Below are 21694 nucleotides of genomic sequence, written 5' to 3' on the forward strand. Positions count from 1 at the left end.
AACATGATCAAGTTTTGGATCTTTTAAAGCTTTGTTATTATCACTTTCATAAGCATGGATTTTATCTTTACTAAAACTAATGCTTGGGGTATATTGGTGGAGTTTGATTTCTCCACTTACTTCTTGAGTGCTAGCTGCGCTTTGATTATAAGTAGCAATGATTTGTAATCTTTTAATATTAAAATCTTTTACTCCTTCAAATACTACCTTACTCTCACCTTTATCATCAGCTGTACTTTCTTTATCGTTACTAATTCTTAAAGTTTTATTGCTTTGTATATCTTTAGCCTTCCATAAAACTTTTGTTTTTGGCATTAAACCTTTAAGTTTTACTTCAAAGTCGCTTTTATAATCAATCATTCCTTTTTCAAAGTCTTGATGAGTCACAGGATCTTTTCCAGTAGGAAGCTCCATAGTGGCTGTATAATTTTTAATCTCTAAATCTTTACTTCTTTCTTTTACTAATTCATCACTCATATTCTTAGCAATGATTTTTACTTTTTCATTTCCACTAAGTCCTATGATTTCTACATTACTCTCACCTTTATCATCAGCTATTAAATTAAGCTCCTTAGTAGTTTTATCTTTATCAACAAATAAAGCATTATCTCCTTGAATACTCCACTTAACCTTAGTGGTTTTAGCTTGTAAGTTTTTATAACTCGCATGAGCTTTTTCTTTATTACCTATAATAGTTTTATCTAAGATAATATCATCATCTCCATAAATTACTATTTGAACAAATGTTTTTAAAGTAACTCCTAATACATTAGCAATGATTTCAGCTTTTTCTTTATCTTTCATGTTTACATCAGGTTTGTAGATGATATTTGAATTTCCATCTTTATCAGTTTTATCTGAATTTGGCGTTTTTTCTAAACTTCCTTTACCATTTAATTTCCAATGAATTGCCAAATCGCCTGCTAAATCATTTCCTGTAAATGTGATTAGAGATTTTTCATATCTTTGTATATTAGAAGGTTTGGCAAATATCCTAAAGTCTTCTTTTGGAGCTATGATAGTAATAGGGAAACTTTCTTGAGCATTCCCTGCTTTAGCAATTAAATTGGTTTGGCGTACTCCATAAGAGTGGATTATTTTTACAAAAACTTTTCCATTGCCATCAGTAATATAATGATTTCCATCTTTTAAGATTACACTTTTTTGTTCAGGAGTTACACTCATAGCAACATTTTTAACTGCTTGATTAAAGCCATCTTTAAGCATAATACAATGAGTATTACCTCCCAAATTTCCGCAATAAGAAATATGATAAGTATTGTTAATAGCTTTATATTCAAGCACCATAGAATAATCTCTATCTATAAAATGAGTTCTAGAGCCTTCAATGGTATTATTTATACCTGCTAATTTTGTATCAAAAGCGTGTTTGAAGGCATCTTTATCTAAAGGTATGTTAAAATTCATAGCTATATTTGTGCCTTGTTTATCACTTTCATTACTTCTTTTATGGCTTAGCGAAAAAGTTAATGCAGGACAGGGTGAGTAAGTAATACCTCCTTCATACACTAAAGGATTTTTTTCTAAATCTTCATAGCAGTTTACATTGCCAAATGGAGCTACTTTTTCTCCATACCATTTACTCATATTAGCAAAAACAGCTACATTACTCATGGAAGGAAAAGCATATTTAATACCCATATCCCAGCCATTAGCAGGGCGTTCTAAGAAAGTTAGATCATTATTTGCATTTTTAAAATCATAACTATTAATCCAATCACTTAATCTTTGATAAATATTAGCATGGAAAGCTAGTGTATCTAACATACTTTCAAAGCCCAAAGATATTCTTTTATGCTCTCTACTAAAATCATGATCATAAACTAAATTTAATCCTAGCATGATATTTCCTGAATTATCTAATGCTAATGCATTAGGATAATATCTTATACCACCACCAAAATGACCTATGATTCTATTATTATCATATCCACCTATACCGCTTTGTAGAAAATAAGATATTTTTGGATTATCTTCACTCATAATAGGCAAAAGAACTTTAGCATTACCACTTAAACCACCCCTATCATTATAGTTTAAATTAAACTCACTATTAATGGAGTGATTAAGAGTATGTAAATATTCTTGGATTAAAGTATTAGCTTGTAAGCTTAAATAATTGCTTGCTAAATCTCTTATAAGCTCATCTCTTTCTTTACTATCTTTGGCATTATATACATTACCTATAGTTTGAATAACATTAACAACCTTACTAGATAATTCTTCATCTTCTTTACTAAGATTAGAATCTTTCTTTGGTTTTTCTTCTAATAGCTTTTTGACTCTTGAGTCAATGTTATTATGTTCTTTAAGTATTTGCTTTTGATCATGGTTTACATGATTAAGTGCAAGAGTTTGATTGTTATCTATAATGATTTTATCTTGATTTTTTAAAATCATTATTTGAGAAAAAAGAAAAGTGTGAATGAGTAAAACAAATAAAAGCGTTTTTTTCATATCCCCCCCCCCGAATCCTTTGCATAAAATTTTTTATTTGTGATGAGAATATGATAACACAAAAAATACAAAAGTGATAAAAAAGTTATAAAAATATTGAAAAATAGCCAAAAAATTAATAAATATAATAATTATTTATAAATTATAATCAAAATTACTTTTATTTTTTATTAAAAAAATGCAAATAGATTTATTATTATTTAAATATATATGAAAAAAACTTATCATTTACTTTTTAAAAACAATGAAAAATAAGCTTTTTGAATTTTTATATTTATATTTTATTATATTATTTAACATTTTTAAAAGTATTAGCATTTAGTATTTTAGATAACAGTGTAAGGTGTATTTATCATATTTGGTATATAAAGTATAAATACTAAGCTTATATATAGTAATAAATAAAGAGTATAAATACCTTATTATACTCTTTAGATAACTACAATATAGAGTTTTTGTATAAATTTGATAATAGTTGTTATAATCTTAAAATTACTTATTAAAAAAATATATTTAATTATAATTTGTATGTTTTTATAATTTGGATAATAGGTAAAAGAATATATATAATATTTAACAGAAAATAAAAAGTGATTAAATAAAGTTAGATATATAAAGATATTTATAGTTTTATATGTTATTTTTATAAATTAAAACAAACATATTTCACAATTAAGCAAGATTAGCACAACCAAGAATTATTTAGAAACAAAAATTTTTTGAGAAATATAAAAAAATGTCTTTAAGTAAAAAAGAATTTGCTAAAGTGTTAGGCGTTTCTTCAGGAACTATTGATAATCTAAGAAGAAAAAATACAATCTATGGAAGTATCTTGCTATGTATTATTTTCCATTGAAGAAATAGCTAAAGTTATATCAGGAGTTAAATTTTTAAAATGAGATTTAACTATACAAATTATTGAATTTTCAAAAGTATATGTTATTTAGATATTTAATTTCTAAAGTATGGATACTTAGGTGTTTGATTAATAAACCACACGCTTTCTAAATCCACCATTACTTCTCTATCACGAATTATTACCACAATTAAAATCTTTTGACAAATTAAAAAATATGTGCAAAAGTATGTGCAATTAAAAAAAAATTATTTTTTTTGCACATACTTTAAAGGAAAATCAGTGATTATTGTAAATGATAGGCAACTTAAAAAATTTAACTGTTGATAAAAAACTTATATCAAAGTGCTTGTACTAAAAATTTATATATTGAAGCTAGGATTTCTCATGGAAATATTGATAAGAATTTTTATTTTAGATATAAACTTAATAAAAAGGGTATTCTTTTAAAATAGGAAAATATCCTATAACCATATTAACACGAGCGAGAGAGATTGCAAATGATTATAACGACATACTATCATAAGGCATTAATCCAAAAGAACATATTCAAAAAGAAAATACTAAAAATCAAAATATAAAAAAGCACTTTATGGTACTAATAAAGTTCAAAGTTATAAAACTTCACAGATGAAGCAAGATTTAAAGAATTATTACTTACGATTAATAAGTATTTTTACAAAAGTTGCTTTGCAAATTAGTCCATATTTATTTTTAAGAAGTGCTAATATTATAAATTTAGAATGGAAAGAAATAGATTTTGATAAAAAAATTATTATTCGTGCTAATAAAGTTAAAGCAAGAGAGGATTTTATTATTCCGCTAAGTCAGAGTGTTTTAGACTTGCTTTTATATGTTAAAAATTTTTCTTACTCAAATTCAAAATATTTTTTTCCAAGTAATATAAGTAAATCTAAAACAATGAGTAAAAACACATTAAATCAAGCCATTAAAAGATTAAGTTTTGGTGATAAAATACTATATCATGGTTTTAGAGCTACTGCTTCAACTTTTCTTTATGAGTATAAAAATATTCATAAACAAGATAGTGAAGTTATAGAACTATGTTTAGATCATAGAGAAAGAAATAAAGTAAAAGCAGTATATAATAGAAGCTTAAGACTTGATGATGGAAGAGAGTTAATGCAATGGTTGAGTGATTTTATTGATAAATTAAAAAGAGATAAGTAGTTTAATTTTTAATGTTTGTAAATTATAAACACATAAGAACTTTTTAATTTTTGTAAATTTAATAGTATTTTATTGAATATCTTTAACGCAATTATTCTATTAGTAACTTTCTTAATACACTATTTTGTGAATTTATATATTTTAAAACAACACTTTTTTTATTTTATTTTCATCTAAATCTAAGAAATCTAAATAAGCTTGAAATAAATTATTATTTAAATCATCATCAAATTTATGACTTGCAACCATATTCATAGAAAAATGATTAAAAAATTTCTTACAAAAATCGTTATTATTTTTAAATAGCTGTACTAACTCTTCTTTTTTTAAAAAAATTATATTGCTTGATTGCTTCGAGATAAAAACTACTTTCTATATTTTCATAGCTATTAATAAGAGCATTAATATTTTCATACTTACTTGTTTTGTATTTTTCTTTAGTTTCTTCATAATAATCTTTCCATTTTTCATTTTCTAATAATTTTAATAGGTTCTTATCTGATTTATAATCATCATGAAAATCAAATTCTAATTCTTCCATAACAAGAGCTTCTATATAGTGTTTATTGATTTTTTCTTCTATGTTGCTTAATTTTTTATTTGTAATTTGTGTGTAGGTTGAAAGTAAATTTTGATAAAAACCATAAGGATAGCGTGTTATTCCATTTTCTGAATAAAAGTCTATTTTTAGGAGTGAATTTTCAATATCTTTTACAAATTGTTCATCACTTAAATTACCTACCAAATATTCTATCTTGTAGTTTTGAAGTTTATAATAAAGTTCAATTTTTAAAGTTTGATAAAAATCGCGTCTTAGTTGGTATTTTTCTTCTTTATTTAAATAAAACATATTTTTTAGGTATTTTTCATAAAGATGGTAGTTTGAGGAAATGTCATTTTCTTCTATTTTAATAGAAAGGTATTTTTTAATTTGAAATATTAATGAGATATAACTTAATTTTAGAGCATCTGAAAATGTTTTTTTATTGTCATACTTGCAAAACAATAAAAAACATTGCTTGTTAAAATAATCTATATGTTCTAACACATGATATAGCAATCTTAGATTTCCATTGCATTGTTCTTTATATCTTTCAAAAATAATATTTCCAATAATATTTTTTATCTCGTCTGTAATTTTAGTATATTTATTTATTCTATCTTTTATAATTGCTTTTGCTACTTCATCATTGTTTTTTATGGTTATTTCACAATCAATAACCTTTTCTTTGTATATTTGATACCAGTTTTTACTATTATATTGTTTGGTTTGTTCTTCTTTATTGTTTTTAGCCAGATTGTTATCTTGTTCTTTTAATTCTTCCTCATGAAAAATCACAACAACATTACATTCTTTTTCTTCTTTAAGTAAATTTACAAGTCCTAAAATTTCTTTCAAAGAAAGATTATCAGATCTTCTTTCTATATTATCGAAACACACAATAATATTATCAAAGTCTTCCTTTTTTAAAAAGGAAAAAATAGCATCACTATCTATATCTATTAAGCCACCACTTATACTTTTAACCAAACCTTCTAAACCTTTAAAAGTTGTTTTGGTAATTTTATTATAATCTCCATGTAGGCTTACAACTATTTCTTCTAATATTTGCTTATAACTTTCTTTACCAAAAAGATCTATATAAACAACTTTTTTATCTTTAGAAAGTTTCTTTTCAACTTGTTTCCATAAATAAGTTTTACCTATACCCCAAGACCCATTTATAGCTAAACATTTTTTAGAGTTGTTATCTAAAAAATTTGCAATATTATCAATCTTATTCATTATACACTCCTATAAAATATTTATGCAATTAAATAAAATTATTTAAGTTTTCTATGTAACTATCCTCCAAACCTTAAAGCTATAGATAGTTACATATTCTTTTTAAAATACCCCTTACAGCTACGCACTCAGACAGCCTTTCTTTTTTTAAAAAATATATAAAAAAATGCATACGCGTACGCGCGAGAAAAAACAAAAAAAGTTGAGTAATTTTTTCAATATTTAAACGAATTTTTGTTTTTTCTCTTATTTAATATTAAATTAATTTTTTAGTTTTTATAATTATTCATATATCAAAATTTTAATCATAGAAAGGATTAAAATGAAAAAAATTATCTTAGGTTTAGCAGTTATTGCTTCATTATCTAGCGTTGCTTCAGCTTCAAATCATAGTTATCATAGCAAGAAAAATTTTAATAATTCACAACAAGAATATATAGAAGGTAGAAGTATAACTTGTGCAACTTTTCATAATTTCCAGACAATACATCAACCTATTTATCAAGATGCTTTTTGCAAATGGAAAGGATATTGTTAATGTTTGTTAATACTTGTCACGGCTTGGTAGATACCAAAGTAGAATATCGAGATAAACCTGCATTAGAAGAGGCGATTGCTAAACAGCAAGAAGATACAAAAAAAGTAGAAGCTGAAGCTAAAAAAGAAGAACAAAGTAATTCTACAAATGCTGATAATCAAGCAAATACTAGCAAAAAAGATCGGCTTTTAGATATATTTGCTTAATCTTAATATTAGGGCAGTGGGTTTTGTCCATCTTCCGTGCTACGCACTCAGACAGCCCCCGCACCCCAATTATCGCAAATCATAGCACCTTAACAGGTGCGATTTGCTAAAGCACCAAAAAAGGAAAACTATCTATTAAACCCAAACCCTCTATCGTTTCTTTTAGTTTTTGCTTGTTCAAAAGAATTTTCAAAAGCTCTTTGATATTTAAGCTCTTTTTCTATTCTTTCGGCTTTTAATGGAAATATTTCTTTTAACTGCTCCACGCTTAAATTTTTTTCGCACCATCTGCCTATTTCTTTTAGTCGAGTTTCTAATCTTTCATTATTTGTCTTGTGTGTTTCAAACAAAGTTCTTAAAGTATCTTTATCATCTTTGACTTTATCCACTTAATATTTCACTATCTCCTATCACATAGACTTTTGTGAAAATCCATCCCCTGCTTTTTTTAATATATAAAAACGCATACGCGCGAGAAAAAACAAAAAAAGTTGAGTAATTTTTTTTCAATATTTAAGCAAATTTTGTTTTTTTCTCTTATTTAATATTAAATTAATTTTTTGACTTTTATAATTATTCATATATCAAAAATAATCATAAAAAGGCTCAAAAATAATGAAAAAAATTATCTTAGGTTTAGCAGTTATTGCTTCATTATCTAGCGTTGCTTTAGCTTTAAATCATAGTTATCATAGCAAGAAAAATTTTAATAATTCACAACAACAAGATAGAAGTATAACTTGTGAAAATTTTCATAATTGCCAGACAATACATCAGCCTATTTATCAGCATCAAGCTTGTGCTAAATTAGGTATTTGTATAAATCACTAAAGGATAATGATGGGATTAGTATATTCTCAATGTTGTAATCAAGTTATTGATACAAGCTTGCGTTATACAGCAAAACCACTATTAAAACTTGAAGAAGCTAAATTTGAACAAGAAAAAAAAGCTGAGAATGATAATACAAAAAAAGTAGAAGCTGAAGCTAAAAAAGAAGAACAAAGTAATTCTACAAATACAGATAAAGCAGACAATAAAAAAGATCAGCTTTTAGATATATCTGTTTAATCTTAATATTAAGCGGCAGACTTTGTCCGCTTTCCGTGCTACACACTTAGACAACCCTAGCACCCATTTTAGTACAAAACATATAGCACCTATAAGGTGTATTTTATTTAGAGAAGAAAAGAAAAGGTGCTTCTTTTGAAAACCTTATCTTGCTTCTTCTCTTCTTCATCACGGTGATTGCTATTTAATGGCATTAAAAGCCGTATTTTTAAAAGTGTTTAAAAAGATTTTCTAAATCATTCATTGGTATGGTTTCTTTGATATTTACAACCGCACTCCATTTATAGTTTTTTACTTAAAAATTTTATCCTATAAGTTTGATATATTTTTCATAGCATTATTTATGATTTCATTTTTTAACGCAATTGTTTGTTTAAAATAACTAAGTGATGAAAATCTTTATTATGTTGGATTTGTATAAAATTGGATTTTAAAATTAATACTATATATTTATCTCATTGTCATGTTTATCTATAATTATTTTAAAATAATTGATAATTTTTTCAGGATTTTTATTCCATTTCTTCAAATGTTTAAAAATCAAAACTGCTATATTTATTTTAAGCTTCATTGTAGTTGGTTTTAACAAGATCAAATCAGTGATTTACATATAAATATGGCTTAGTTATATCAATCAAGCAATGAAGAAGATTATATTTTTTAAAAAAGAAAGAATTTTACTTGTAGTTCATACTATATAGAAGGCAGTACGGCATACATTATTTCAACATCAAACTTAATCAATATTTTTTAAAGATTATTGCAGTGGTTAGATGTTTATTATCTTTAATATTCAAGAAGAGTATAAAATAAATTTTATTTCATGTTATCAACTTAGAAAACAAGAGTATAATTTATTCTTATATCATTTAACGACTCATAAAAAAGAAAGAGTAATCATTAAATAAATCTTGATTATTATTACAATAATATAATAATTGCTACAATATACCTTAGAATAATTATACAAAATATTTTAAAATTAATTTCTTATACTTATTTTATATTGCTTCAATGTGAGGATTAAAAGCATCAAGATAAAATATTATCACACAAGTTCGAACACATTTGGCACTTTCTTAGTTAATAAAACTACTATCTTTTATTTACCAATCAAGAAATATTTGATTAATAAAACTAACTAAGGAATATTTATCCCCAAACAGATTATTTATTTAGATGTATAAAAGGATTTGCTAAATTAAGAGAATATAGTTATATTTTTGAAATAAAACATAAAATAATAGAACAAAGAATAAAAATTATATCTTTCATAAGCATCATGGTTTAAAAGCTACTTTAGAAGCTTTTAATATAGATAAAAAGACACTTTTTAGAAAACAAGAAATTTATCACAAAAATAATGATAATTTAAATACCCTAAATACAAAATACACTAAAGTAAAAAATATAAGAAGTTCTTTTGATTTGGAAATTACTTTAAATATTAAAATACTTAGGCATATTTATATAAATTTAGATAAAGAAAGATTGTATTATTTTTTAAAGCCTTTTTTATAATAAAACCTCCTAGTGTTTCCACCATAAGAAGAATCATCTCTAAAGATAAAATGAGAATAACACTTACAAGAATTAATTATCTAGGCCAAAATAAAAGCTACAAGAGAGAGTTAAAAATAGATAACTAAAAAAATCTTAAAACAACTCCTATGAATACTTGGGCAATAGATACTATAAAATATGTCGATAATAAAATAAAAATATATACTTACTATGATAGATTTAGTTACAAGAATTGATTATACTGTAGCTTTATCTCCTAAAAAGACAAGATATACTAGCATATCTTAAAAGTTTTGTTATTATCTTAAAAACTAATAATATTCATAAAAGAATTTAGCATACTCACAGATAATGGCTGTGAATTTAAAAAACTATGAATGTTTTATTAAAGGAACTTAACACTACTCATTATTATACTTATCTAAAGAATCTTAGAATGAATATTCATAATGAAATATTTAATAAAACCTTAAAAGAAGCATTTGCTAATCATTATAAAGATTTATTATTTATAGATCTTAAAGAATTTAATCAAGAAACGATTAAGTAGTTAGCAGCTTATAATACTATCTTGTTATATCCAGCTTTAAAATATAAAGTCTCCTCATTTGCTCTTCATCAATTAAGAAATATTTTTATTTGTTAGACTTTAAATCAATATTGTTTTTCTTGCACTCTAAAAATTTTAATACATTACCTATTTAACAAAAAATATCATTTTTTTACATTTTTACAATAAAATACAAAGCATGTGCAATATTAATTAATAAATCATACGCCTATTAAACTCGCCATTTATTCTTGTTAAATATATTTTATCTATTTTATTCTTTGTATTGTATTTTTAAAATTTCAATAATTTTAGAAATTTTAAATTAATTTGATTTCAATATTGCTAAAAAATATCTGTTGAAATAGATTATAAATTATTTTTATATAATGGTTGCGAAGGGGAGATTTGAACTCCCGACCTTCGGGTTATGAGCCCGACGAGCTAACCACTGCTCTACTTCGCGGCATCATATGAAGTGGATGGGGTAAAGGGATTCGAACCCCTGAATGACAGGACCAAAACCTGTTGCCTTACCGCTTGGCGATACCCCAATAGAAATTTTTTATTTAAATTAAAAGTGATATTATATATTATTTTTTATACAATGTCAAGAAAAATGCTATAATATTTTTAAAATATTTTCAAGGAATGATTTTATGGGATATATAAGTATAGAACAAGCTATAAAAGAACTTCAAGATGGTAAAATGTTAGTAATGGTGGATGCAGAAGATAGGGAAAATGAAGGGGATTTGATTTTCCCTGCACAATTTAGCTCACAAGAAAAAGTAAATTTTACCATCACTCACGCAAGAGGTGTGGTATGTGTAGCATTAAGTGAGAACTTAGCTAAAAAATTTGAACTACCTTTAATGGTACCTAAAAACACATCAAATCACGAAACAGCTTTTACCATCACTGTCGATGCAAAAAATGCAACAACAGGAGTAAGTGCCTACGAAAGAGATATGACTATACAAATTTTTGCTGATGATAATGCAAAGGCGAGTGATTTTGTGCGTCCTGGACATATTAATCCTTTGATAGCAAAAAAAGGTGGAGTTTTAGAAAGAACGGGCCATACAGAAGGAACAGTGGATTTATGTCGTTTGGCAGGATTAAAAGAAGCATGCGTAATATGTGAAATTGTTAAAGATAATGGAGATATGGCTAGAAGAAGCGATTTGCTTGAGTTTTGCAAAAAACATAATATTAATATGATTACTATTTCAGATTTAATCGAGTATCGTTTAAAAAATGAAAGTTTGATTTCTTTAATTAAAGAAGAAGAAAGTATTTTAGCAGGTTTTAAAGCTAAAAAAATGACTTTTAAAGATCACAATGAAAATGAACACATAGCTTTTAGTTTTGGCACTTTGAAAGAATGCGAGAATGTTAAATTTTATCTTAGTGGAAGCGACTTTGAGCTTCTAACTTCTAATAAATTTAATGAATTATTAAAACAAATTGAATTTTTAAGTCAAAAAGGTGGTGTAATCATTTTCATGAAAAATGAAAAACAAGAAAACATACAATTTAAAAATTATGGCATAGGAGCGCAAATTTTAAGGTATTTAAAAATTTCAAAAATCAAACTTCTAAGTCAAAATACCGATAAAGAATTTATAGGCTTAAAAGGCTTTGGGCTTGATATTACAAGCAGTGATTTTAAAGCTTAAATTCTAAAAACTTAAACTTATCGCCAAAGTTAAACATCAAATTTTTACTTTGGTTGATAAAGTTTTTATAAATTTGGAGGTTAATATTTTTAACTTGCTCGATAATTTCTTCTAAGCCAAAATCAATTAAAGCTTGATTTTGATTTTTATATTCTAACACCTCAAAGCCCTCTTCTTTTAAAACTTGTAAAAAATGATCAAAATTTACATTATATGTAATATCGCTTTTAGCAAAAAAATCTTTTAAGTTTTCTTCAAAAAGATTATACACTTGGTGATTTTTATACATTCTAATACTAATTTTTTCTTCTTTTTTTGCATAATCAAAACATGCAAAAGTTAGTTTTTCACAGGTTTGTTTTAATTTGGATAAAAAGGGTTTATAAGAAATACAAAGCTCGCTATTAGTGATAGAATATTTTTCACATTCTTTTAAAAGATCTTCATTCATAGCTTTAAAAACAATGTTTAAATCATCATCAACATATGCCATTGTTCTATCTTTTATAAGCTCACACGCAAAACAATCAAATAATTCATTAGCGTAAAAAAAGGCGTTTTTAAAATGACATTCTTCTAAAGAATTATAAATTTTTACATCCAAATCATACTCATCAAAAAGTTTTTTTTGAACACATTTTAATTTTTCATGTGGCTCTACGATAAAACACTCAATCTGCTCTAAAATATCAGCCCTAAGAGTGTATAGAGCTTGTATAAAATCAAGCATTAAATGCCCTTCATTTGCCCCTATTTCTACAACTTCAACCGGTAAAATTAGCTTTTTATCATCTATAAGTTTTAAAAAATGATTAGCTAAGAGTGTTCCAAACAGATTTCCCACGCTAACTGCGGTATAAAAATCTCCATTTTTACCAACACTCACAGCTTGGGAGTAATATTTATCAATCCAATTTTGAAAAAACTCACTAAAAGCTATCATTATAAAGCATTAAATTTGACTATAAAATCAAGTGGATCAACTTGCACACCATTAACTAAAATTCCAAAATGCAAATGTGGCCCTGTAACCCTACCGCTAGCTCCACTCAAACCTATAAGCTCACCCTTTTTTACCTTTTGTCCTACTTTTACATTAAGTTTTGATAGATGATAATACTGAGAATAAATCCCATATCCATGATCAATTACCACTGAATTTCCTGCATAATAACGATTTGAAGCAATCCTTACAATACCATCATTGCTAGCATAAATTTTTGTCCCACTTGCTGCTCTAAAATCAGTTCCGCTATGATAACTTTTAAGAGTATCATTAAACAATCTTGCTTTTCCAAAAGCACTTGTAATTTTACTTTCTAAAGGGTATGTAAAATTGCCTTCAAATAAAGCCATATTGGTATAAGTATTATAAACCTTAATAGCTTCTTGATATTCTTTGCTAATGCGATCAAGTGTTTCTTTAGGTGGATTAACCTTAGAAGCACTAACTTTTAAAAATTCTTTTTTATAGTTTCCTTCGCTAAATTTTATGTTAATTTCTTCTTTGGAATTATCTTTAAATTCAGCTATTAATTTTCTATCTTTAGGATTTTTATAAGGTATGGCTATACTAACAATGACTTTATTTTTATACTCAAAAAAAGGAAGTTTTTTAGAATTTGAGCTAATTTGTAAAAAATTATTTTTATCAAATTCTAAAAAAATTACTTGCCCTTTTACAAGCTCAATCTCTCTAGCTTCTAATGCAAATACCAAAAAACAAAGTAAAAAAAGAATTTTTTTCATACACTAAGCTCTTTAATATCAGCTATTTTTAAAAACTCACGATAAATTGCACATACTAAAGCTTGACGATTGTTTTTAATATTTTCATCTTTGTCATTAATCATTACTTTATCAAAAAAAGCATCAATTTGTGGTTTTAGTGCAAAAAGGCTTTCTAAAAGCTCTTGGGTATTATTTTCTTTTGTTTTACACTGCATAAAAGCTTGGTATAAATCTTTTTCCTCTTGAATGTTAAACAAATTTTCATTAATTTGAACTTCACTTAATATTGCAATATTTGCCAAGCGCTTAAAAGTAGCAAAATTTTGACTAAAATCTGCCTTATTTGCACTTTGTATTAAAGCTTTAATACAAGAATCAATATAAATAACATCATAAGTTTTAGAGCTAAGCACAGCTTTAACAAAAGAAGCATTAACCTCATAAAAAGTATATAAACGCTCTAAGATAAAGTCTAATAAAATTTTCAAATCAAAGCTTTTATATTCACTAGCTATTACTTCTAAAAATATCTTAAGATCAAAATTTTTATTTAAAGCTAGAATAATTTTTAAAACACCATTTGCTGCTCTTCTTAAAGCATAAGGATCTTTTGTACCACTTGGGATTTTCCCCATTGAAAAAAGCCCCACGAGTGTATCAAATTTATAAGCCAAAGCTACAATAGAACTAAATTCATTACTTGGCATAGCTGAATTATCGCCATTTGGAAGGTATTGTTCTTTAATCGCCAAAGCAAGCTCATCGCTCATACCCATAGCCTTAGCATAATAAGATCCCATAATGCCTTGAAGATCAGTAAATTCATACACCATTTGAGTACTTAGATCAGCTTTTGAGTATTCTATAGCTTTTAAAATTTCATCTTTTTGAGTATTAGCAAAAACCTCACAAAGCTTAGTAGCAATTTTTTGTTCTCTAATAATTTTATCTTTTAAGGTTCCAAGTCCTTCAAGATAAACCATTTGGCTTATTTTATCATTATTTAAACCCTGCGCTAAGTCATTTTTCCAAAAAAACATCGCATCACTTAATCTTGCTCTTAAAACTCTTTCATTTCCATTAATGATTTTAGAATAATCTTCACAAACCGCATTAGAAACTACAATAAAATGATTGCTTAAAGTATTGTTTTTAAATACTGCAAAATAGCGTTGATTTTCTCTCATAGAAGTAATTATCACTTCGCTTGGGATTTCTAAATACTCTTTTTCAAAATGCCCTAATAATGCCTTTGGATACTCTGTGATAGCTACAACTTCAGCTAAAAGCTCATCATCTTCTGCAATAGTAATATCATTTTCTTTTTCAAGTGTCTTTAACTGTTCAATGATAAGCTTTTTTCTTTGTTCTTGATCTAAAATAATATAATTTTGCTCTAAAGTTTTAAAATACTCATCAATATTCGCAAAAGCTATCAAATCATAACTAACACTTCTATGCACAAAAGTACTTTTTGCACTTTTAACGCCATAGCTTTCAAACTCAATCAATTCATCATTTAAAATACAACAAAGCGAGCGAATAGCTCTGATAAATTCAAATCTACCATCACCCCATCTCATAGTTTTACCAAAACTCAAGCTTTTTAAAAAAGCCTCGATCATTTGAGCTAAAACCACCTTGCTTTGCAAGCCTTGTACTTGTTTTTGACAATACAATACTTCTTTACCCTTAATTTCTTTAAATTCAAGCTCTTCTTCTTTTAAACCACTTTTTTCTAAAAAGCTAAATCCTGCTTGAGTAAGCTTTCCATCTTTATAAGCTATCGCCTTAGGTGCGCCTATAAATTCCACAAAAGAATCATCTTGTTTTTCTTTAAAATTTTCATGGATAAAAACCAATCTTCTAGGAGTATAGAAAAATTTAAATTCAGATTCTAAATGATACTCTTGTAAAATCTTTTCCCATTTTTTACTAATATTTGGAAGTTCTTTTAATAAAGGAATAGCAGGAAGTTCTTCTGTACCTATTTCTATTAACAATTTCATTTTACACTCTTTTTTAAAAATTTTTTAGTGTATTTTACCTATTTTTTTTAAAATCTTTCTTTGTTTTTAATTTTTCTTCTCTTTGTTTGGCTTTTTCTTGCATTTGGCGGTTAAAGCCAAACACAAGAAAAACCATAAAAGCTATAAACAAAGCAATAATAATATAATCTATCATTAGTCCCAACACTCTGCGTTTTTAATACCAAGCTTTGAAGCGCTAAACACTGGATCTCTACCTTGTCTTTTTTGCTCGCTAAAATCTTTTAATACCTTTTTCACTATACCACCAAGCAATAAAATAGAAATGATATTAATCGTAGCCATAAACGCCATAGTAGTATCAGCTAAATCCCATGCAAATTTTAAATCCATATTTGCACCAATAAAAATCATAAGCACGGCACTTGCTTTAAAAAGATTAATAATAATAGGATTTTGAGTAAGGTATTTAATATTTGCTTGAGCATAATAGTAATTTCCTATCAAAGAAGTAATAGCAAATAAAACTATACTAACAGTAGTAAAATGTACACCTAGATTTCCATAATATTCTTTCATGGATTCTTGTACTAAAGGTAGTGCTGTTAAAATAGGCTTACCGTCTACACCAATATTATTAGCATAAGCAAGTGAAAATAATACCAAAAATCCTGAACTTGTACAAATAATCACATCAATTAATACAGAAAATGCTTGAATAACCCCTTGTTTTGCAGGGTGAGTTGTAAGAGCTGAAGCTGCTGCATTTGGTGCTGAACCCATACCTGCTTCATTAGAAAATAATCCTCTTTTTATACCTATAACTAAAGCAGAACCTGCAAATCCACCAAAAATAGCTTCAAAATCAAAAGCACTTTTAAAAATCATAGAAAACACTTCAGGAATTTTATCAAAATTCATAAACATCGCTATAATAGATAAACCAACATAAATCATCGCCATAATAGGAACGATGACCGAGCTTACTTTACCTATTTTAGTATGATCACCAAAAAACATATAAGCAGCAAAAATAGCCAAAATAGCCCCTATTACAATAGGCCACCAACTTTGCGAAAAACTTACTTCGCTAGCATCAACCATACCTTTATAATAAAACTCAAATGCTGAAGTCATAGTTTGACTTTGAAGTCCATTAAATCCATAAGCATAAGTAATGATTAAAATCACCGCAAAAACAGCTCCAAGCCATTTTAAATTTAAAGCTTTACTAATATAATAAGCAGGGCCACCTTTAAAACTTTTTCCATCACGACTTTTATAAACTTGTGCTAAAGTGCTTTCTGCAAAAGCTGAAGCGCCACCAAAAAATGCCATAGCCCACATCCAAAACAAAGCGCCAGGTCCGCCTAAAACAACTGCTACTGCAATACCTGCAATATTTCCTATACCAACTCTTGAAGCTGTTGAAATCATCAAAGCCTGAAAAGGAGTAATATGGTGTTTTTCATGTTTTTCTTGCTTTTCTGTCAAAATGTCAAACACATAAGGAAGCATTCGAAATTGCACAAAACCCGTCAAATAACTATAATAAAACCCTACAATAATAAGCAAAATAACCAAAATGGAATAATACTGATTATTTACAAAGCCAACAAATTGGGATATTAAATCCATATTTATCTCCTTTTTATAATTTAATCGAGTGTAAATTTATCATAAAAAAATGAATTTGCTACAAAAAAATATAATTTTATATTAATTTTATTTTATTTTTTACAGCTATGTGAAAATTTAACTCACGATATTTACCAAAAAAACACATAAAAATGCTTTTAAGTAAAAAGAAAACTTAATTTTTATACACTTAGTTTTTTTAAAATTTTATAAGGTGTTTAAATTGAAACAAAATACGATGAAAATTTTTGTATTTTTTGGCATTATTGTTTTTTGGGCTTATTTTTCATTTCCTATTGAAATTTTACAAGTTAAAGATCAAAATGGCTTAGCTACAGGAGAATATGCTTATACTATAGAAGCCAAAGCTTATGTTCATAGTTATTTCACAACACTTGGCTTAACAGTGGGTGGAATTTTAATAGGAATAGCACTTGGTTTTTTCCTAGCATTTTTAAGATTTTTAGAAATCCAAAGTTTAAATTTCATCATAGATGAATACATAGACATTATACGCGGAACCCCTCTGCTTTTACAGCTTTTGATTTTTTCAGTAGTGATTTTTGCTACTTGGAGTGATAATTTTTATGTAGCTATTATTGCACTTGGACTTAATAGTTCTGCTTATGTAGCTGAAATCGTAAGAAGTGGAATTCAAAGTGTAGACAAAGGACAAATGGAAGCATCAAGAGCAATGGGGCTTAATTATTCTGCTTCTATGAGACTAATCATCTTTCCGCAAGCGATTAAAAATATCTTACCTTCTTTAATGAATGAATTTATTTCTTTATTTAAAGAAACTTCAATAGTGGGCTATATTAGCGTTATGGATATTACCATGCAAAGTAAAAGCTTACAAGCAATTTATTACAACCCTAAACCTATTATTTTTACAGGACTTGTATATTATGTAAGCGTTAAAATTTTAACACTAATTGCAAGATTTATAGAAATGAGATTAAACAAACATGATTAAAATAGAAAATTTGATTAAAAAATATGGAGATTTAGAAGTTTTAAAAGATATTAGCATTGAAGTACATAAAGGTGATATTATTGCTATTATAGGGCCTAGCGGAGGTGGAAAAAGTACTTTTTTACGCTGTTTAAATAAACTTGAAACACCAGATAGTGGTAATATTTATATCAATAATATCAATATACTTGATAAAAAAACAGATATCAATAAAATTCGACAAAAAGTAAGCATGGTATTTCAACATTTTAATCTTTTTAATAATAAAAATGTTTTGGAAAATTTATGCCTAGCGCCAGTACAAACAAAAATCATGGGTAAAGATGAAGCAGTAAAAAAAGCACGAGAATTACTCAAAAAAGTTGGCTTAAGTGATAAAGAAAATTATTTTCCTCATAAGCTTTCAGGCGGACAAAAACAGCGTATTGCTATAGCAAGATCATTAATGATGAATCCTGATGTGATTTTATTTGATGAGCCAACTTCAGCTTTAGATCCTGAAATGATAGGTGAGGTTTTAAATATCATGAAAGAAGTAGCTAAAGAAGGTCTAACCATGCTTGTAGTTACACATGAAATGGGATTTGCAAGAAATGTAGCTAATCGAATTTTCTTTATGGATAAAGGCATTATAGCAGTAGATGAATGTCCTAAAATAGCTTTTGAAAACCCAAAAAATGAAAGATTGAAAGAATTTTTAAATCAAGTTTTAAATCATTAAAATTTTTCAAAAGAGGCAAAATTTTGCCTCAAAGCTTCATAACTCACTATGCCTACACTTGTAGCTAAATTTAAACTTCTACCACAATCTTTCATCGGTATAGTAATGGCATTTTCCCATTTTTTTTGCATTAAATCCATAGGCAAACCAAAACTTTCACTTCCAAAAAATAAAAAATCACCTTTTTGATAATTTACATCAAAATAAGCTTGAGTAGTTTTAGTTGTTGCAAAGAAAAATCTATCTTGAAATTTTTCATACTCTTTTAAAAAATCTTCTAAATTATCCCATAAAAAAGGATTTAATTTTTTCCAATAATCAAGCCCTGCTCTTTTAACTGCCTTTTCATCAATACTAAAAAGCGGATTGATAATATGTAAAGCAAAACCTGCATTAAAACACATTCTACCTATACTTCCTGTATTTTGTGGTATGCGAGGTTCAACTAAGACTATATGAAACATCTTTTTCCTTGAAATGGTGTCCCCAGCAAGGTTTGAACTATGCTATAAAATAGCTTATTTATAGATATTTTATACCAAAAAATTCACAAATAGGTATAAAATGGGTATAATTTGCTAAGAACATATATTTTTTATTTTCCAAAAGATACTTTAAAATATATTAGACAAAACTTAATTATCTAAATTATATCTCAACATCTTTTTCATTTAAAATATCTAAGGTGTCAAAACTATACCAGTTTTCATTTAGTAGATTTTTAGTTACCATTTCAACATCTTCCTTTGAAGCCTCTCCAAAAAAAACATGCTCATCAATATCACTATTTTCATCTAAAGGCAAACTAGCTTCTTTTAAATTAGAGCTTAAAAATATATCACTAATATAACCTATAATATCTGAAGATGTAGCATCTTTATTAATTAAAACATCAACTATAGGGGTTTGATTAGAAATTGCACTATTAATATCAACTCCTATTTTATATCCAGCACTTACCAATCCTGCAACAGCTAAAACCAATTTTAAAACTTTATTTATTTTAGCTAAAGAACTTCCATTATCTACTATGCCTAAAAAACTTAATGCATCTATAACACCTCCAAGCGTACTAAGCGCGATTGTTATATTTGTTATAATTGAGGCCGAAGCTCCGCCTATCATACCACCTAAAGCCCCACCTATAACTCCACCTGTATAAAAACTAATAAAAACAATCACAGCAGAAACAACAGGAGCTATTATAAACTCCCACCATTCCTTATCTTCTTTCACATAAAGATCATACATACTATCCCATAAAATAAACCATCTATCTTTTCTTCCATAAGGCATATTGCTTTCATTATTATAACAAGGCATCAATGAAATATTTTTATTAAAAAGACTATTCTGACTTCTCAAAACAACAGGCTCTTGATAAGCTATATTATTTAAATTAGAAAGAAATGCTAGAGGGTGAAATATATCGCCTAATTTAGAAACATTGATGTTATTGTTAAATGCACTTAAAAAATCAATATTAGATATTTTTTCAGGTACAATAAATACATTTTTATTTAATCTCAAGAACTCATCATAATATGGTCTTAAATTGTAATATCTACCATCTTCACTCTCTACTAAACTTGGCTTAAATTTGTCTTTATCCGGTAAAATAAAATTAGGTTTTATAAACTCGTTATTAATTATATTAGATTTTACAAAAATATATTTTGGCTTACCATATCCAGGGACTATAGCACCATAAAAGCCATGTATTTTTTCAAAAGTAAGATCATGTAGATAATAAAAATTCTTTAGCTCTTCTTTGTATTTTAAAAGATAGCTAGGGTTTGTAACAACATTTTTTCCATGAAAATCAAAACTAAACAAGCTTAAATTTTGTCTTTTCCTTATAATTTGACAAGTATCATGATATATTCCACTTTTATCTCCAGGGTCTCCTCTATACCACTCATAAGGGTTTTGACCTACAAAAAACTGATTTAACCCCAAATCCCCACTATTATGGTAATTATATGGAGCTCTAGAAGGACTTTTAATATCATAAAAATCAATTCCATAGGAATTTGGGAAGAGCGGGTGATAAATTCTTGTTTTTACAGCCCTACCTTTTCTTATTAATTGTTTATGCAAAAGCTCTACATATTTATGTACAAAGGTAGTTCCGTATAAAAACCAAGCTTGATAGCATTCTACATATCCTATGTCATTTGCATTCTGTGGATATTTAGCTCTTAAAAAATATTTTGGAGTTCTATATTTTTTATCAATCATTTATCTATATTTTCAATTTTTTCTTTTACCCAAGATTCCAACTCTTTTGGTATTTCAAGCCCACCTGCGCTTAGCCCAAAACTATATCCTTGTGCAACTTTTGCCGCTTCTATTCTTAACATATCATCTATTTGTTCTCGTTGTCTATCTATGAGTGCGGGTTTTTTCTTTTCAGTTTCTATTTGTGCTTGTATAAGTTTTATTTTCTCGCTATTAAGTTCGTTTTCATCGCCTTGCAAAATCATACCCAATGCTGTCGTTTGACTTTGTGCTACTATACTTTGTCCTACTAAAGATAGCGCATTCGCTAAAGTTTTAAACTGCTCTTCGTTTTTAATAACATCATTTTTTATGCTATCATCTAATATCTTTTTTAATTCTCCAAATGGGGATTTTTCCGCCAAGCTTAACTCTAAAATTTCGGGATATATTTTTTTAAATTGATTTAATCTTTGCTCATAATTCATCATTCAACTCCTTAATTTTATCTATATTGATCTCACATTGCTTATAGTGG

19 protein-coding genes and 2 tRNA genes are annotated in these 21694 nt (G+C 26.9%); 8 read left to right on the forward strand and 13 right to left on the reverse strand.

The features are described from left to right. On the reverse strand, positions 1–2478 hold a 2478-nt coding region (locus L8X38_RS07660; RefSeq protein WP_263661701.1), incomplete at its 3' end, for an inverse autotransporter beta domain-containing protein. Positions 2479–3964: 1486 nt separating this feature from the next. Here L8X38_RS07660 and L8X38_RS07665 point away from each other — a divergent pair. Further along, positions 3965–4525: a tyrosine-type recombinase/integrase gene (locus L8X38_RS07665; RefSeq protein ID WP_263661702.1), complete on the forward strand. Its 561-nt coding sequence runs from the start codon at positions 3965–3967 to the stop codon at positions 4523–4525. Between the two features lie 298 nt (positions 4526–4823). Here L8X38_RS07665 and L8X38_RS07670 read toward each other — a convergent pair whose 3' ends face one another. Then, positions 4824–6311, reverse strand: coding sequence for a KAP family NTPase (locus L8X38_RS07670; RefSeq protein WP_263661703.1), 1488 nt, complete (start codon positions 6309–6311; stop codon positions 4824–4826). A gap of 322 nt (positions 6312–6633) precedes the next feature. Between L8X38_RS07670 and L8X38_RS07675 the strand changes: the two genes are divergently transcribed. Beyond that, the gene (locus L8X38_RS07675) at positions 6634–6849 is read left to right on the forward strand and encodes a hypothetical protein (protein ID WP_263661704.1); all 216 of its coding nucleotides are present in this window, start codon (positions 6634–6636) and stop codon (positions 6847–6849) included. Continuing rightward, positions 6849–7055: a hypothetical protein gene (locus L8X38_RS07680; protein ID WP_220566778.1), complete on the forward strand. Its 207-nt coding sequence runs from the start codon at positions 6849–6851 to the stop codon at positions 7053–7055. The genes L8X38_RS07675 and L8X38_RS07680 overlap by 1 nt, the downstream gene beginning before the upstream one ends. Before the next feature lie 128 nt (positions 7056–7183). Here L8X38_RS07680 and L8X38_RS07685 read toward each other — a convergent pair whose 3' ends face one another. Further along, positions 7184–7444 carry a hypothetical protein gene (locus tag L8X38_RS07685; RefSeq protein ID WP_263661705.1) on the reverse strand — a complete coding sequence of 87 codons (261 nt, stop codon included), beginning with the start codon at positions 7442–7444 and terminating at the stop codon, positions 7184–7186. A 226-nt stretch (positions 7445–7670) separates the two neighbouring features. Here L8X38_RS07685 and L8X38_RS07690 point away from each other — a divergent pair, with 226 nt between their 5' ends. Next, positions 7671–7886, forward strand: a complete 216-nt coding sequence (locus L8X38_RS07690; protein WP_263661706.1) for a hypothetical protein — start codon at positions 7671–7673, stop codon at positions 7884–7886. A 9-nt stretch (positions 7887–7895) separates the two neighbouring features. After that, positions 7896–8126, forward strand: a complete 231-nt coding sequence (locus L8X38_RS07695) for a hypothetical protein (protein ID WP_133319264.1) — start codon at positions 7896–7898, stop codon at positions 8124–8126. Positions 8127–10590: 2464 nt separating this feature from the next. On the opposite strand, the gene L8X38_RS07700 is transcribed toward L8X38_RS07695, so the two are convergent. Both L8X38_RS07700 and L8X38_RS07705 read right to left on the reverse strand, forming a co-directional pair. Continuing rightward, a tRNA-Met gene (locus tag L8X38_RS07700) sits at positions 10591–10666 on the reverse strand. Between the two features lie 13 nt (positions 10667–10679). Then, positions 10680–10754, reverse strand: a tRNA-Gln gene (locus L8X38_RS07705). Positions 10755–10859: 105 nt separating this feature from the next. Between L8X38_RS07705 and L8X38_RS07710 the strand changes: the two genes are divergently transcribed. Next, the gene (locus tag L8X38_RS07710; protein WP_220566773.1) at positions 10860–11882 is read left to right on the forward strand and encodes a bifunctional 3,4-dihydroxy-2-butanone 4-phosphate synthase/GTP cyclohydrolase II; all 1023 of its coding nucleotides are present in this window, start codon (positions 10860–10862) and stop codon (positions 11880–11882) included. Here L8X38_RS07710 and L8X38_RS07715 read toward each other — a convergent pair. The 5 genes from L8X38_RS07715 to L8X38_RS07735 are packed head-to-tail and all read right to left on the reverse strand — an operon-like array spanning position 11872 to position 17239. Continuing rightward, entirely contained in the window at positions 11872–12822 is a 951-nt protein-coding gene (locus L8X38_RS07715) for an SAM-dependent methyltransferase (RefSeq protein ID WP_318529480.1), read from the reverse strand. The two genes, L8X38_RS07710 and L8X38_RS07715, sit on opposite strands and share 11 nt — an antisense overlap. 2 nt (positions 12823–12824) lie before the next feature. Next, positions 12825–13631, reverse strand: a complete 807-nt coding sequence (locus L8X38_RS07720; protein WP_263661707.1) for a M23 family metallopeptidase — start codon at positions 13629–13631, stop codon at positions 12825–12827. Continuing rightward, complete coding sequence (gene glyS, locus L8X38_RS07725) at positions 13628–15622, reverse strand: glycine--tRNA ligase subunit beta (RefSeq protein ID WP_263661708.1); 1995 nt, start codon at positions 15620–15622, stop codon at positions 13628–13630. Before glyS ends, L8X38_RS07720 begins: the two co-directional genes overlap by 4 nt. Positions 15623–15656: 34 nt before the next feature. Further along, positions 15657–15797 (reverse strand): hypothetical protein, encoded by a 141-nt coding sequence (locus L8X38_RS07730; RefSeq protein ID WP_164717489.1) that lies wholly within the window; start codon positions 15795–15797, stop codon positions 15657–15659. Then, the gene (locus tag L8X38_RS07735) at positions 15797–17239 is read right to left on the reverse strand and encodes an alanine/glycine:cation symporter family protein (protein WP_220566768.1); all 1443 of its coding nucleotides are present in this window, start codon (positions 17237–17239) and stop codon (positions 15797–15799) included. The genes L8X38_RS07730 and L8X38_RS07735 overlap by 1 nt, the downstream gene beginning before the upstream one ends. Before the next feature lie 223 nt (positions 17240–17462). Here L8X38_RS07735 and L8X38_RS07740 point away from each other — a divergent pair, with 223 nt between their 5' ends. Continuing rightward, complete coding sequence (locus L8X38_RS07740; RefSeq protein WP_263661709.1) at positions 17463–18215, forward strand: amino acid ABC transporter permease; 753 nt, start codon at positions 17463–17465, stop codon at positions 18213–18215. After that, positions 18208–18936, forward strand: a complete 729-nt coding sequence (locus tag L8X38_RS07745; RefSeq protein WP_263661710.1) for an amino acid ABC transporter ATP-binding protein — start codon at positions 18208–18210, stop codon at positions 18934–18936. The genes L8X38_RS07740 and L8X38_RS07745 overlap by 8 nt, the downstream gene beginning before the upstream one ends. On the opposite strand, the gene L8X38_RS07750 is transcribed toward L8X38_RS07745, so the two are convergent. The 3 genes from L8X38_RS07750 to L8X38_RS07760 form a co-directional block, all read right to left on the reverse strand. Further along, on the reverse strand, positions 18933–19400 hold the full coding sequence (locus L8X38_RS07750; RefSeq protein ID WP_257928077.1) for a tRNA (cytidine(34)-2'-O)-methyltransferase: 468 nt from the start codon (positions 19398–19400) through the stop codon (positions 18933–18935). The two genes, L8X38_RS07745 and L8X38_RS07750, sit on opposite strands and share 4 nt — an antisense overlap. Positions 19401–19584: 184 nt before the next feature. Next, the gene (locus L8X38_RS07755; RefSeq protein ID WP_220701222.1) at positions 19585–21177 is read right to left on the reverse strand and encodes a hypothetical protein; all 1593 of its coding nucleotides are present in this window, start codon (positions 21175–21177) and stop codon (positions 19585–19587) included. After that, the gene (locus tag L8X38_RS07760) at positions 21174–21647 is read right to left on the reverse strand and encodes a hypothetical protein (protein ID WP_039625790.1); all 474 of its coding nucleotides are present in this window, start codon (positions 21645–21647) and stop codon (positions 21174–21176) included. The genes L8X38_RS07755 and L8X38_RS07760 overlap by 4 nt, the downstream gene beginning before the upstream one ends. Positions 21648–21694 lie beyond the last annotated feature (47 nt).

This window comes from Campylobacter sp. CNRCH_2014_2452, assembly GCF_025772865.1.
GTDB lineage: Bacteria > Campylobacterota > Campylobacteria > Campylobacterales > Campylobacteraceae > Campylobacter_D > Campylobacter_D lari_D.